General features: G+C 67.3%; 9 protein-coding genes. 4 read left to right on the top strand and 5 right to left on the bottom strand.

Going from position 1 to position 13531, the window contains the following annotated elements:
• Positions 1-261: 261 nt before the first annotated feature.
• Positions 262-3480 carry a bifunctional proline dehydrogenase/L-glutamate gamma-semialdehyde dehydrogenase PutA gene (gene putA / locus VG556_RS21250; RefSeq protein WP_100449256.1) on the top strand — a complete coding sequence of 1073 codons (3219 nt, stop codon included), beginning with the start codon at positions 262-264 and terminating at the stop codon, positions 3478-3480.
• A gap of 89 nt (positions 3481-3569) precedes the next feature.
• Here putA and VG556_RS21245 read toward each other — a convergent pair whose 3' ends face one another.
• From VG556_RS21245 to VG556_RS21235, 3 genes are all read right to left on the bottom strand, one after another.
• The gene (locus VG556_RS21245) at positions 3570-4643 is read right to left on the bottom strand and encodes an AAA family ATPase (protein WP_100449255.1); all 1074 of its coding nucleotides are present in this window, start codon (positions 4641-4643) and stop codon (positions 3570-3572) included.
• On the bottom strand, positions 4630-5229 hold the full coding sequence (gene pnuC / locus VG556_RS21240; protein ID WP_049408399.1) for a nicotinamide riboside transporter PnuC: 600 nt from the start codon (positions 5227-5229) through the stop codon (positions 4630-4632). The genes VG556_RS21245 and pnuC overlap by 14 nt, the downstream gene beginning before the upstream one ends.
• A gap of 113 nt (positions 5230-5342) precedes the next feature.
• Positions 5343-6770, bottom strand: a complete 1428-nt coding sequence (locus tag VG556_RS21235; protein ID WP_014645685.1) for an outer membrane protein transport protein — start codon at positions 6768-6770, stop codon at positions 5343-5345.
• Between the two features lie 227 nt (positions 6771-6997).
• Here VG556_RS21235 and VG556_RS21230 point away from each other — a divergent pair, with 227 nt between their 5' ends.
• Positions 6998-7690 carry a rhomboid family intramembrane serine protease gene (locus tag VG556_RS21230; RefSeq protein ID WP_005414994.1) on the top strand — a complete coding sequence of 231 codons (693 nt, stop codon included), beginning with the start codon at positions 6998-7000 and terminating at the stop codon, positions 7688-7690.
• A gap of 83 nt (positions 7691-7773) precedes the next feature.
• Here the strand turns inward: VG556_RS21230 and VG556_RS21225 are convergent, their stop codons facing one another.
• Entirely contained in the window at positions 7774-9246 is a 1473-nt protein-coding gene (locus VG556_RS21225) for a S41 family peptidase (protein WP_111144265.1), read from the bottom strand.
• Between the two features lie 108 nt (positions 9247-9354).
• The gene (locus VG556_RS21220; protein WP_100449253.1) at positions 9355-10656 is read right to left on the bottom strand and encodes a murein hydrolase activator EnvC family protein; all 1302 of its coding nucleotides are present in this window, start codon (positions 10654-10656) and stop codon (positions 9355-9357) included.
• 95 nt (positions 10657-10751) lie between these two features.
• Here VG556_RS21220 and VG556_RS21215 point away from each other — a divergent pair, with 95 nt between their 5' ends.
• Together VG556_RS21215 and VG556_RS21210 are read left to right on the top strand one after the other, a co-directional pair.
• Entirely contained in the window at positions 10752-11414 is a 663-nt protein-coding gene (locus tag VG556_RS21215) for a hypothetical protein (RefSeq protein WP_014645682.1), read from the top strand.
• A gap of 86 nt (positions 11415-11500) precedes the next feature.
• Positions 11501-13210, top strand: a complete 1710-nt coding sequence (locus VG556_RS21210; protein ID WP_049408406.1) for a M28 family metallopeptidase — start codon at positions 11501-11503, stop codon at positions 13208-13210.
• Positions 13211-13531 lie beyond the last annotated feature (321 nt).

Genomic DNA, 13531 nt, shown 5'->3' with positions numbered 1-13531 from the left:
TCCTGCCGCGGGAAACGTCTCGATGGTAGCCCCGCCCTCTCGCCGGTAGCAAGGGTGCATTCACACTTTTTCCCATGCTGCAACACAGCATGGGGTCGGCGGCGCGAATGCCGAATTCAGCACAAATATTGCCGGGCTTGCTGAACACGCTGAATACACCACCGTTAGGGGCTATCAGCCCTTCACGAAGGTGGCTGTGGGGCACTTCCGCAACCCGCAAAAATGATTAAAATCGCCAAGTTTTCCATTGGCCGGACCGGCATGAACGCACCTTCCTCCTCCCCTGCCGCCAGCGACGCCCAGCGTCCCGGCGTGCTGCTGTCGCCGGAACTGCCGGCGCCCCCCAACCCGTTCCGCCAGGCCATCACCGATGCATGGTTGAAGGACGAGGCCAGCCACGTCCACGAGCTGCTGGCGCAGGCCCGGCTGCCGGCCGACGAGCAGGCCAGGGTGCAGGCGCTGGCCGCCGACCTGGTCGGCCGCGTGCGCGTGCGTGCCAAGGACCAGGGCGCGATCGAAGCCTTCATGCGCCAGTACGACCTGGGCAGCGAAGAAGGCGTGCTGCTGATGTGCGTGGCCGAAGCGCTGCTGCGCATTCCGGACCAGGACACCGCCGACAAGCTGATCCGCGACAAGCTGGCCGATGCCGACTGGGAAAAGCACCTGGGCGGCAGCGACTCGGTGCTGGTCAACGCCTCCACCTGGGGCCTGATGCTGACCGGCAAGCTGGTACAGATGAACGACGCCACCCGCGCCGATGCGCCCAGCGCGTTCAAGCGCCTGGTCGGCCGCGTCGGTGAGCCGGTGGTGCGCCTGGCCGTGCGCCAGGCGATGAAGATCATGGGCCACCAGTTCGTCATGGGCCGCACCATCAGCGAGGCGCTGTCGCGCTCGCACAAGGGCGACAACGCGAACTACCGCTACTCCTTCGACATGCTGGGCGAAGGCGCGCTGACCATGAAGGACGCGCTGCGCTACCTGGAAGACTACCGTCGCGCGATCCACGCCATCGGCGGTGATCACAAGGCCCGCGGCGGCCGCCCGGATGGCGACGTCAACAACGCACCGGGCATCTCGATCAAGCTGTCGGCGCTGTACCCGCGCTACGAGCACGCCAAGCGCGAGCGCGTGCTGAAGGACCTGGTGCCGGGCGTGCTGGAGCTGGCGCAGCTGGCCAAGAGCTACGGCATCGGCTGCACCGTCGACGCCGAAGAGTCCGACCGCCTGGAACTGTCGCTGGACATCATCGAGAAGGTGTTCTCCGACGCCTCGCTGGCCGGCTGGGACGGCTTCGGCGTGGTCGTGCAGGCCTACCAGAAGCGCACACCGTACACGATCGACCACCTGGCCGACATGGCGCGCCGCGCCGGTCGCCGCCTGCAGGTGCGCCTGGTCAAGGGCGCCTATTGGGATGCCGAGATCAAGCGCGCGCAGATCGAAGGCTATCCGGGCTACCCGGTGTTCACCCGCAAGCAGAACACCGACGTGTCCTACCTGGCATGCGCCAAGCGCCTGTTCACCCATGCCGACGCGATCTACCCGATGTTCGCCACGCACAACGCGCACACCATCGCTGCGGTGCGCAGCATCGCCAACGGTGGCGTGTACGAGCACCAGAAGCTGCACGGCATGGGCGATGACCTGTACGCCGAAGTGGTGCCGGCCGATCGCCTGGGCCTGCCCTGCCGCGTGTACGCCCCGGTCGGTTCGCATGAAGACCTGCTGCCGTACCTGGTGCGCCGCCTGCTGGAAAACGGCGCCAACTCCAGCTTCGTCAACCGCATCACCGATGAGCGCGTGCCGATCGCCGACCTGATCCGCGATCCGGTCGAGATGGTCGCCTCGTTCGCTTCGATTCCGCATCCCAAGATCCCGCTGCCGGTTGACCTGCTGCGCAGCCAGAACCACGACAGGAAGAACTCCATGGGCGCCAACCTCGCCAACGACAACGAACTGCGCGCCCTGGCCGAGCAGCTCAACGCGGCCGTGAAGCCGTGGCAGGCCGCCCCGCTGGTACCGGGTGCGAACCCGGCCGGCGCCTCGCTGCCGGTGACCAACCCGGCCGACACCCGCGAAGTGGTCGGCCAGTGGCTGGCCGCCGATGCCGCCACCGTGCAGAAGGCGCTGGCGAATGCCGTAGCCGCGCAGCCGGGCTGGAACCGCACCCCGGCCGCCAGCCGCGCCGCCATCCTCGAGCACGCCGCCGACCAGCTGGAAGCGCGCATGCCGGAGTTCATGGCGCTGTGCGTGAAGGAAGCCGGCAAGAGCCTGCCCGACAGCATCGCCGAAGTGCGCGAAGCCGTGGACTTCCTGCGCTACTACGCCAAGCAGGCGCGCGAGCAGTTCAGCCACGCCGAGAAGCTGCCCAGCCCGACCGGTGAGTCCAACGAGCTGCAGCTGCACGGCCGCGGCGTGTTCGTCTGCATCAGCCCGTGGAACTTCCCGCTGGCGATCTTCCTGGGCCAGGTCGCTGCTGCACTGGCCGCCGGCAACAGCGTCATCGCCAAGCCGGCCGAACAGACCAACCTGATCGGCTACTACGCGGTGAAGCTGCTGCACGAAGCTGGCGTGCCAGCCGAGGTGGTGCAGTACCTGCCGGGCGACGGCGCCACCGTCGGTGCCGCACTGACCGCCGACCCGCGCGTGGCCGGCGTGGCCTTCACCGGCTCCACCGACACCGCACGTGCGATCAACCGCGCCATGGCCGCGCGTGACGCCGCCATCGGTGTGCTGATCGCCGAGACCGGCGGCCAGAATGCCTTCATCGCCGACTCCTCGGCGCTGCCGGAACAGCTGGTCAAGGACGCGATCGGTTCGGCCTTCACCTCCGCCGGCCAGCGTTGCTCGGCCGCGCGCGTGCTGTTCGTGCAGGACGACATCGCCGACAAGGTGATGACCATGCTGGCCGGCGCGATGAAGGAACTGAAGGTCGGCAACCCGGGCCTGCTGTCCACCGACGTCGGCCCGGTGATCGACGCCGACGCGCTGAAGATCCTGCAGGACCACGCCGAGCGCATGGACCGCGAAGCCCGCCTGATCGCGGCCGCCGAGCTGTCCGCCGAAGCGGCCAATGGCACCTTCTTCGCACCGCGCGCGTATGAACTGAAGGACCTGGGCCAGCTGCACAAGGAAATCTTCGGGCCGGTCCTGCACGTGATCCGCTGGAAGGGCGACCAGCTCGACGCGGTGATCGACCAGATCAATGCCACCGGCTACGGCCTGACCCTGGGCGTGCATTCGCGCATCGACGAGACCGTTGATCGCATCAGCAACGGCGTCCACGTCGGCAACGTCTACGTCAACCGCAACCAGATCGGCGCGGTGGTCGGCGTGCAGCCGTTCGGCGGCCAGGGCCTGTCCGGCACCGGCCCGAAGGCCGGCGGCCCGCACTACCTGCTGCGCTTCGCTACCGAGAAGACGGTGACGGTGAACACCACCGCCGCCGGCGGCAACGCCTCGCTGTTGACCCTGGGCGACTGATCGCCTGCTTGATGCAGTAAACAAAAGACCCCGCGAACGCGGGGTTTTTTGTGCTTTGGGTTCCTGCTGAGCCGAGCATGGGCTCGGCTCTACAGAGGCTGGGCCACACTGAACCGATTGTCCGCCCGCTTCGCCAGCTCGCCCTGCACGCGTGCGATGCGCGTCTCCAGATCGCCTTCCAGCAGCACATGCTCGACACCCTCTGCCTGCAGCTGCTCCAGGTACCACGCATGCTGCTGCGCCCGGAAGGCTTCGCCCACGCGCGTGCCATCCTGGTCAAACGGAATATCCGGCGCGCACAGGAACAGCAGGTCGTAGCGTCGTCGTGCCGCTTGCCGCAGCGGCTGCGGCGCGGTGCCAAACATCCAGCCGCTGTAGCCCAGCGTCACCAGCGGCGTGGTATCGCAGAACAGCCAGCGATGCGCACGCCGCACAGCTTCGTCTTCGTGCTGTGGCTGTGTCATTGCGATGCGCAGCAGATCGCCCGGCGTCAGCTCTCCGCCTCGCTGCTCCCACAGCGTGCGGCCATACTCCGGCACCCAGACAGTCTGCAGACGCTCGGCCAGCACGCGGGCCAGCGTGGTCTTGCCGCTGGACTCGCCACCGATGAAGGCCACGCGCTGTACATGGTCGGCATACACCTGCGGTGCGAGCCCATGGCGATGCGCATGCGGATCGCTGCGCAGCTGGGTGCCGCAGGCCTGCCCGACGTCCAATGCGCGTTCGAGCTGCTCATGGCGTACCGGCGCACCGAAGTGCGTGGCCAGCGCCTGCGCGAAGCCGTCACCGTAGTCCTCACCGGTGTACACCGCCTGCACCGGCCCACCGAACAGGTTCAGGCACAGCCAGGCGGTAAAGTCACGTTGCACCTGTTCGTCATCACTGTCCTGCGGCAGCGCTCGCACTGGCAAGCCATGCTGCGTGCACAATGCGGCCAGACGCGCGTCGTCAAGCACCGCTACCGTGGCCTGCGGGAAACGCGCACGCAGCCAGCGCTCGCGGCGCGCAGCGCTGTAGCCGGCAAAGCCCGGCCGCGACCAGCCGATCACCAGCAGCCGCTGGCAGCGCGTGGCGGCGAAGTCGATCAGTCGTTCATGGCCGAGATGCAGCGGGCAGAACTTGCCCACCACCAGGCCGCGTGCAACGCGCTCAGGCAGCGGCATCGGCTGCCCTGGCCTCGTCCCGCATCAGGTGCCGCCAATGGCGCAAGGCCACCAGCGCGTTGATCCAGAAGCCCACATACAGGATCGAGGTCAGGTGCAGGCCTCGGCTGTAGTAGAGCGGCACCGCAACGGTGTTCACCAGCAGCCATAGCCACCACGATTCCAGCTTGCGTCGCATCATCAGGATCTGCGCGATCACACTCAACACCAGCACCGCCGAATCGATGTACGGCGCATAGGCATTGGTCAGGCGGGTCAGCATCCAGCCGTAGCCGAACGTGGCCACTACCGCCAGCGGCGCCAGCCAGGCCCAGGCGCGCGGCCGCAATGAAGTGATCGGCAACGGCGCGCCATGGTCACCACGCAGCCACTGCCACCAGCCCAGCACGCTGATGGCGATGAAGAAGAACTGCAGCACCATGTCCGCATACAGATGCGATCGTTCGAACACGGCAGCAAACAAGGCGCAGCCGACGATGCCCAGCCACCAGGTGTGCACGTTGTTGCGGCCGGCCAGCAGGATCGAGCCGGCGACGGCGATGTTGGCAGCCAGCTCCAGCTGGAAGTTCGGATCGGACAGGTTCATGTCGCTATTGTCGTGGATCCGTGCGCTGCGTGGACGCCCCGGCCCGTCCCCACAAAAAGAAAGGCCCCGCTTGCGCGGGGCCTCCTTCGTACTGCTTCAGGCAATCGCCCGAATCAGAACTTGTACTGCATCGAAGCCGCCAGCACGTCGCCGCTGACCTTGTACTTGCCGGTCACGGTGTTGCCGGTGGCCGAGGTCGAGGTGATGTTCGGATCCTTGGTGAACAGGTGGGTGTAGCCCACGCTGTATTCCATCTTGTCCGAAGCGGCGTAGGTCATGCCCAGCGACAGCCACTTGCGGGTGGTGTCCGGCACGAGCACGTCGCGGTGGGCATCGGTGGTCGGGGTCTGGTCATAGGCCAGGCCGCCGCGCAGGGTCAGCTTGTCGTTCACGCGGAAATCGGTACCGATCGACGCGAAGGTGGTGTCACGGTAGTGGAACGGCAGCACGCTGTCCGGCTGGTTGGAGTCGTAATCGACGACGACCTGGTCGAACTTGCTCCACGCGGTGCGCGTGACTTCAGCCATGATCTGCCACTGGTCGTTCACACGGTGGGTGAAGCCCACGGTGGCGCTGGCCGGCAGGGTGATGGTCGCGCGACCGTTGCTGTCGATGAAGGTACCCGGGGCAGCAGTGGCCAGGAAGGCCGCCGCATTCTGCGGGATGGTGAAATCGGCCTTGCCGTCGGTGATCTTGTGCTCGACCTTCGAGCGGTAGCTGAACGCGATGTTGGTGCCTTCCACCGGGGTGACCGTCATGCCCAGGGTGTAGCCGACCGACACTTCATCGCCCTTGATGCGCAGGTAGCCATCGGCGGTGCCCGGCGAGAAGCCGAGCTGGGCGGCCTGGCGTGCAGCGGCCTGCGAGGCCGCCGCAGCCTGGGCTGCGGTGCCGCCGGCAGCCAGCACACGCGCCGCAGCGGTGCGCTGGGCAGTGGCGTTGATCGCGGTGCCGGTGTCGACAGCACTGGTCAGGTCGACGTTCAGGCGCTCGGCGAACACCGACGCACCGAACGACAGGTACGGGTTGACGTCATAGGAGAACGCCACGCCCAGGTCGATGGCCTGCAGCTCGGTCTTGACGCCGTTGTAGCGGCCGACCCAGTCGCGGTCGTATTCGGTCTTGAAGCCGAACGGCACGGTCAGCGAAGCACCGAAGTGCATGTTGTCGTTCTCGCCGAACGGCACGTGGAAGTACGCGGCCGGAACCGGGGCGATCATGCCGGCGTCGCCGCCGTTGCCACCGGAAATCGGCGCGCCGTTGGCGTACTTGCCCTGGCCGCGGAACTTGGCGCCGAAGCTGATGGCGCTGACGTCGCCCTGGACCAGGGTGCCGTCGAGCAGGCGCATGGAGGCCGGGTTGGTGGCGATGACCGAGGCGTCACCTTCGGTCGAGGTGGAGCCGGCGAACGCGCGGCCCAGGCCCTTGGCGCTGTTTTCCTTCAGCTGGAAGGCGGCAGCATTGGCATCGGCAGCGGCCAGCGCACCGGCAACGCCGACGGCCAGCAGGGTCAGTCGGGCAATGGTGGAAGCGGTTTGCATCGTAGTTCTCTCTCTCCGGTAAGCGGTGATGGTGCTCTGAGTGCGCCTGCGCCCGACCGGCCCTGAAGCCCTTCGGAGCGCGCCGGATTCCCCTCCCGACATACGACGCCGTATGCGAGTATTACCCAGAGCTGTTAATGAAACAATAACAGCGCAGGCGGTTTTTTCGTCTCAAAAGCTGAACAGGACCGTCCCCACCGAACGTGGCCGCACGCTAGGCTATTGGCATGTTCGTCTCCCTCCCGTCGCGCAAGAAGGCGGCCCTGCGCTGGGCCACGCCCGTGCTGTTCGCGTCATTGTGGCTGGCATTCCTGTGGTCGATCTCGCGCCCGGACGATGCCCGCGGCAGTCTCTGGCTGGACTGGGGCGCCCTGTCCACCGGCCTGACCCGTCCGCTGGACTGGTGGGCGACCCTGCAGGACGGCAGCGTGCTGCGCCTGTTCACTGCGCTGTTCCTGCACGCCGACTGGTCGCACCTGCTGGGCAACCTGGTGTTCCTGCTGATCTTCGGCCTCCCCGCCGAGCGGGTGCTGGGACCCTGGCGGTTGCTGCTGCTGTTCCTGGTAGGCGGCGCGGTGTCCAACCTGGTGGCGATCTACACCATGGGCAGCCCGGACCAGATCATCATCGGCGCCAGCGGCGCGGTGTCGGCGCTGATCGGCGCCTATCTGGCCCTGTTCCCCGGTGCCCGGCTGGGCGTGGTGATCCCGCTGGGCCTGTTCCTGGAGTTCGTGCGCGCCCCGGCCTACCTGCTGATCGGCGTCTGGGCCGCGCTGCAGGTGGTGTTCGCCCATATCGGCCCCAGCTTCGGCATGGTGGCCTGGTGGGCGCACATCGGCGGCTTCGTGTTCGGCGTGGTGTATGGCGTGTACGTGCGCGCCGCGATCGCGCGCCGCCTGCGCAAGCGGCACGGATTCTGACCCCTGATAGTGCCGGCCGCTGGCCGGCTCCACGCTCACCCGCTCGTTCGTAGATCAGTCGAGCATGGCTCGACTCTACAAAATCAAGGCTTGGCCGGGACGGGTTCGGGCTTTGCTTCCGGCTTTGCTTCCGGCTTTGCTTCCGGCTTTGCTTCCGGCTTTGCTTCCGGCTTTGCTTCCGGCTTCGCCGCAGCGGCCTTCGCGGCCTTGGCCGCATCCGCCTTGGCGGCCTCGGCCTTCAACCGTGCGGCCACCGAGCCTGGGTTCTTCAGCTCGGCCAGCGCGTCGTTGATCGGGCCATCGCCCGGCAGCACCGCACCGGCGTGGTAGCCCTCCGTGCCTTCGTCATCGCCGCGCAGATGGCCCGGCAGGGTCGCTTCGCTGTAGTCGCTCAGGCTGGCTGGCAGTGCATCCTCGGCCGGCGTGGCGGCGGGCTTCAGTTCGACGTCCGGCACGATACCGGTGGCCTGGATCGACTTGCCGCTGGGCGTGTAATAGCGCGCGGTGGTCAGCTTCACCGAATCACCGTTGTCCAGCGGCAGCACGGTCTGCACCGAGCCCTTGCCGAAGGTACGGCTGCCGACCACGCGCGCCCGCTTGTTGTCGCGCAGCGCGCCGGCCAGGACTTCCGATGCACTGGCCGAACCGGCATCGGCCAGCACGACCACCGGTGCGCCCTTCAGCAGGTCGCCCGGGGTCGCGTCGAATCGTGCATCGCTGATGCTGATGCGGCCACGGGTGCTGACGATGTTGCCCTTGTCGAGCAGATCATCGGCCACCTGCACGGCAGCGGTCAGCAGGCCACCCGGGTTGCTGCGCAGGTCCAGCACCAGGCCCTTGAGCTGGCCACCGGACTGCTTCTGCAGCTGCTGCACGTGCTTCTGGAAGTCCGAACCGGTATCGGCCTGGAAGGTGCTCAGGCGGATGTAGCCATAGCCGGGTTCCAGCAGGCGGCTGCGCACGCTGGTCACGCGGATGGTCTGGCGGGTGAGGCTCACGTCGAACGGCTTGGGCTTGCCTTCGCGCACGATGGTCAGCACCACCTCGCTGCCGGCCGGGCCGCGCAGCGGCTCGCTGGCATCGATCGCACTGATCGGCTTGCCGTCGATGGCGATGATCAGGTCACCAGCGAGGATGCCGGCCTTGGCCGCCGGGGTGTCGTCGATCGGCGCGATCACCTTCATGCTGGCGTTGTCCGGCTGCTGCTGCAGCTCCACGCCGATGCCCTCGTAGGCACCATTGGCCTGCTCGTCGAAGGCCTGCGCGTCTTCCTTGTTGAAGTAGGTGCTGTGCGGATCGAGGTCGAGCAGCAGGCCACGCACGGCCGACTGCATCAGCTTCTTGTCATCGACCGGATCGACATAGGCGGCGCGCACCGCGTTGTACACGGCCACGAAACGGCGGATGTCCTCCAGCGGCACCTTCGAGGTCACCGCCTCCTCGCTGTTCGCTGCCTGCCCGCTGGTTTCCTGGCTCGGGGCGGGCGCGGTCTGCTGCGCCCAGGACAGCGCTGGCAACAGGGCCAGCAAGAGGGTGGCGGTACGGGCTGCGCGCATGGATCACTCCTGTCGACGTTGGCATCGTGCCCAAGGCACATGCACCGATTATGCGCGAAGCACAGCTAAATTCCCGTTGAATCCAACCCGCATCCGGCAGGCCTGGATTCAGCGCCGCTGCAGCCAGCTGTCCGGGTTGACCGGCTGCCCGCCACGGCGCAGCTCGAAGTACAGCGCGGTGACGCCCTGGCCACCGGAATTGCCGACCTTGGCCACCGCATCACCGCGGCTGACCCGTGCGCCGGCATCCTTCAGCAGGGTGTCGTTGTGGGCATACAGGCTCATGTAGCCATTGCCGTGGTCGACGATCAGGATCATGCCGTAGCCGGTCATCCAGTCGGAGAACACCACGGTGCCGTCGGCCACGGCCGTGACGGTGCTGCCGGCCGGCGCGCCGATCAGCACGCCGCTGCTGGTACGGCCATCGGGCAGCTTGCCGCCATAGCGGGCCAGCAGGTTGCCGGACAACGGCCAACCCAGGCCGCCGACCTTCGGTGCCGGTGCCGACGCCACCGCAGGCGGAACCTTGGTTGCCGGCGGCGGTGGCCGGCCCTGTGCGGCCGCCTGGCGTGCGGCCCGCTCGGCAGCGGCCTTTTCGGCAGCAGCTCGACGCGCCGCCGCGCGACGCTCGGCTTCGGCCCGGGCGGCAGCGGCACGAAGATTGGCCAGCAGCGTTTCCAGCGCCTTGGCATCCTGGCCCAGTGCCTGTTCCTTCTCGCGCCGGTCCTTGAAGCGTTCGTCGAGCGAGGCCACGGTCTGCGCGCGGTCACGGCGGTCGGCCGCCAGCGCCGCTGCCTGCTGCTTCTGGTCCTGCTGCGCCCCCTGCAGCTTCTGCTTGCGCTCGGCGATCTGCGCCTGCAGCGCTTCCAGTTCCTTCAGGTCGGCGGTGAGCGTGGTGATGCGCTGCGCTCGTTCGCGCTGCAGGTAACGATGGTAGGCCAGGGCGCGATTGGCATCGGCCACCGTATCCTGCGACAGCAGCAGCTTCAGCGGTGCGTGATTGCCAAGCTGATACGCCGCGCGCAGCAGGCCGGCCAGTTCGCGGTGCTGCTGGGCCAGGTTGGTTTGCAGGCTGCCGCGGCGCTGCTCGGCCTGGGCCAGGGCCTGGGCCTGCTCGCGCAGCGCCGCTTCGGTCTGCGCAAGCGCGCGGCCGGTGCGTGCCACCTTCTCGTCGGCCTCGCGCAGCTGTTGCGATGCTTGGCCACGCTGCCCTTCGATCTGCCGTCGCTCCTGCGCCACGCCCTTCAGCTCGGTACGCAGCTTCTGCAGCTTGCGCTCGGTCTCGCGGGTGGTCTGCGCAGCACCCGGCAGGGGCAGAGCCAGCGCCACAGCCAGCCCCAGCAGCAGCCAGCGCCCGCCGCGTACGGCGGCGATGTGATGTCGGCGTGATGGGAAGGCGTTGTCGCGCAAGGGCTTTCCAGTGACTTCAGGCAGTTGCGGGGGGTACCGGGGAATGGTGACATCTCCGCACGCGGCCTGCCAGCCGCACATCCATCGAGGTTCCCATGAAAACTCTATCCATTCCGCTGCTGTTGGGCGTACTGCTGGTCACCGGGCCGGTCTGCGCCCAGGAGAACATCAGCAAGGTCAACGGCAGCATCAGCGCCGAACCCGGCCAACGCTACGGCAAGCTGGACACCGTCAACGGCGGCATCCGCGTCGGCGAAGGCGTCGAGACCGGAAGCATCGACACCGTCAACGGCGGGGTGAAGGTTGCCGACCGCGCACGCACCGGCAAGATCGAAACGGTCAACGGCGGTGTCCGCCTGGGTCGCGAAGTGATCGCCAGCGGTGGCGTCAGCACCGTCAACGGCAGCATCTTCACTGATCGCGGCAGCCAGATCGAAGGCGGCGTCGAGACCGTGAACGGCGGCATCGGCCTGGTCGAGAGCCGCGTCGGCAAAGACGTCGAGACCGTCAACGGTGACATCACCGTCGGCATCGGTTCGCAGGTCAACGGCGGCGTGCATGTGCGCAAGCCGAACTTCAGTGTCTCGCTCACCGCCAGCCGCAAGCCGCGCGTGATCATCGGCCCCAACGCGGTCGTCAGTGGGCCGCTGCAGTTCGAGCGCGAGGTGGTGCTGTACGTGCATCGCACCGCACGCATCGGCCCGGTCACCGGGGCCGAGCCGATCCCGTTCGATACCGAAACCGCGCCGGCCGACTGAACCCGTCGCACCTGCCGCTTCGGTGATACTCGCGTTTACCGGTCGCGCGTGAGGTGCGACCGCCCTTTGTTCTCCAGGAATCGACGATGCCCCGCAAACTCCTCCTGTGCCTGGCCGCCGCGGCCGCGCTCAGTGCCTGCAAAGGCGAATCCACGCCGGCTGCCACGCCGCCCACCGATACCGCTGCCGCGAAGCCGGCCGCCCATCAGTTCTCACCGGAGATCAACGCCGGCGACTTCGCCGAGATGGTCAAGACCCTGGCTTCGGATGAGTTCGAAGGCCGCGCCCCGGGCAGCAAGGGCGAAGAACTGACGGTCAACTACATCCGCGACCAGATGCAGCGCATCGGCCTGCAGCCCGGCAACGGCGACAGCTGGTTCCAGGATGTGCCGATGACCGAGACCACGGCCGATGAATCGACCGTGCTGAAGATCACCCAGGGCGGCAAGACCACCGAACTGAAGTTCGGCACCGACATGGTGGTCGGCACCCGTACCGGCCAGGCCGAGGTGAAGGTCGATGCCAGCGACCTGGTGTTCGTCGGCTATGGCGTCGATGCGCCGGAGCAGAAGTGGAACGACTACGCCGGTCAGGACTGGAAGGGCAAGACGGTCGTGATGTTCGTCAACGACCCGGGCTTCCACGTCGACGACGCGAAGCTGTTCGACGGCAAGCGCATGACCTACTACGGCCGCTGGACCTACAAGTTCGAGGAGGCCGCCCGCAAGGGCGCCGCCGCCGCGCTGATCGTGCACGACACCGCCGGCGCGTCCTACGGCTGGGACGTGGTGAAGAATTCCTGGGCTGGCCCGCAGTACGACCTGCCCGCCAAGGATGACCCGGAAGCGCGCATCCCGGTACAGGGCTGGCTGAGCGCCGACGCGGCCAAGGCACTGTTCGCCGGTGCCGGCCTGGACCTTGCCCAGGCCTACAAGGACGCCAGCAAGCGCGGTTTCAAGCCAGTGCCGCTGAAGGCCACCGCTGCGGTCGACCTGAAGAGCCAGATCGCACAGAAGCAGTCGCGCAACGTGGTCGGCGTGCTGCCGGGCAGCAAGCGCGCTGACGAGGCCGTCCTGTACATGGCGCACTGGGACCACCTGGGCAAGCATGAGGGTGAGACCGGCGACAACATCTACAACGGCGCGGTCGACAACGCCACCGGCGTGGCTGGCATTCTCGAAGTGGCCGAAGCCATGGCCCACCAGGAGCCGAAGCCGGAGCGTTCGGTGGTGTTCCTGGCGGTGACCCTGGAAGAGTCCGGCCTGCTGGGTTCCAAGTACTACGTCGCCCACCCGACCTTCCCGCTGGACAAGATCGCCGGCGTGATCAACATCGATGCGATGTCGGTGGCCGGCCGCGCCAAGGACGTGACCGTCACCGGCTTCGGCAGCTCGGAGCTGGAGGACATCCTCAAGCCGCTGGCCGCCGCCCAGGACCGCACCCTGCACGGTGAGACCTCGGTACAGAGCGGCTTCTACTTCCGCTCCGATCACTTCAACTTCGCAAAAGCGGGTGTGCCGGCCCTGTACGCCGATGGCGGCGAAGACCTGCGCGAGGGTGGCGTGGAAGCGGGCCGCAAGGCGGCGGCGGACTACGGCGCCAACCGTTACCACGGCCCGAAGGACGAGTTCGACGCCGCCACCTGGAAGCTGGACGGCACCGTCGAAGACCTGCAGCTGATGTACGGCGTGGGCAAGGAACTGGCCGGTGGCGATCGTTGGCCGAACTGGTATGCAGGCAATCCGTTCAAGGCAGCCCGCGACGCGATGATGAAGGACAAGGTCCCGGCCAAGTAAAGTCGGGCCATGCTCGACTGAGCACTGTTGAGAGCAGAGCGGCGCCCCACGGGGCGCCGCTTTTCTTTTGCGTACCGTCGGCGGCTCATCCACGGTTGGTGTGGATCTGCCGGTAGTGCCGGCCGCTAGCCGGCAATCGATTGGTAGCGGCCAACCCTGGTTGGCGCCATGCTTCCTCGCAGAGGGCCTCCACGCATGGCGTGGATCTTATCTCTTGCCGATCTGGCACCTTGGGGGCCGAGAGCCCGGCGTGGGCGACCGTGTGGATCCAGGTCTTGCGACCGAGAAGTAGCTTGGGTCCCCACGCCGGATTCTCCCTGA

This window comes from Stenotrophomonas sp. CASM106, assembly GCF_049384825.1.
In the GTDB taxonomy this organism is placed as follows: Bacteria; Pseudomonadota; Gammaproteobacteria; order Xanthomonadales; family Xanthomonadaceae; genus Stenotrophomonas; species Stenotrophomonas muris.
This window is presented reverse-complemented; position numbering and strand designations above follow the sequence as displayed.

Bases quoted from the DNA above. Each gene is read 5' to 3' on its own strand.
- putA (WP_100449256.1), top strand. From the start codon at position 262: ATGAACGCACCTTCCTCCTCCCCTGCCGCCAGCGACGCCCAGCGTCCC.
- VG556_RS21245 (WP_100449255.1), bottom strand. From the start codon at position 4,643: ATGCCGCTGCCTGAGCGCGTTGCACGCGGCCTGGTGGTGGGCAAGTTC.
- pnuC (WP_049408399.1), bottom strand. From the start codon at position 5,229: ATGAACCTGTCCGATCCGAACTTCCAGCTGGAGCTGGCTGCCAACATC.
- VG556_RS21235 (WP_014645685.1), bottom strand. From the start codon at position 6,770: ATGCAAACCGCTTCCACCATTGCCCGACTGACCCTGCTGGCCGTCGGC.
- VG556_RS21230 (WP_005414994.1), top strand. From the start codon at position 6,998: ATGTTCGTCTCCCTCCCGTCGCGCAAGAAGGCGGCCCTGCGCTGGGCC.
- VG556_RS21225 (WP_111144265.1), bottom strand. From the start codon at position 9,246: ATGCGCGCAGCCCGTACCGCCACCCTCTTGCTGGCCCTGTTGCCAGCG.
- VG556_RS21215 (WP_014645682.1), top strand. From the start codon at position 10,752: ATGAAAACTCTATCCATTCCGCTGCTGTTGGGCGTACTGCTGGTCACC.
- VG556_RS21210 (WP_049408406.1), top strand. From the start codon at position 11,501: ATGCCCCGCAAACTCCTCCTGTGCCTGGCCGCCGCGGCCGCGCTCAGT.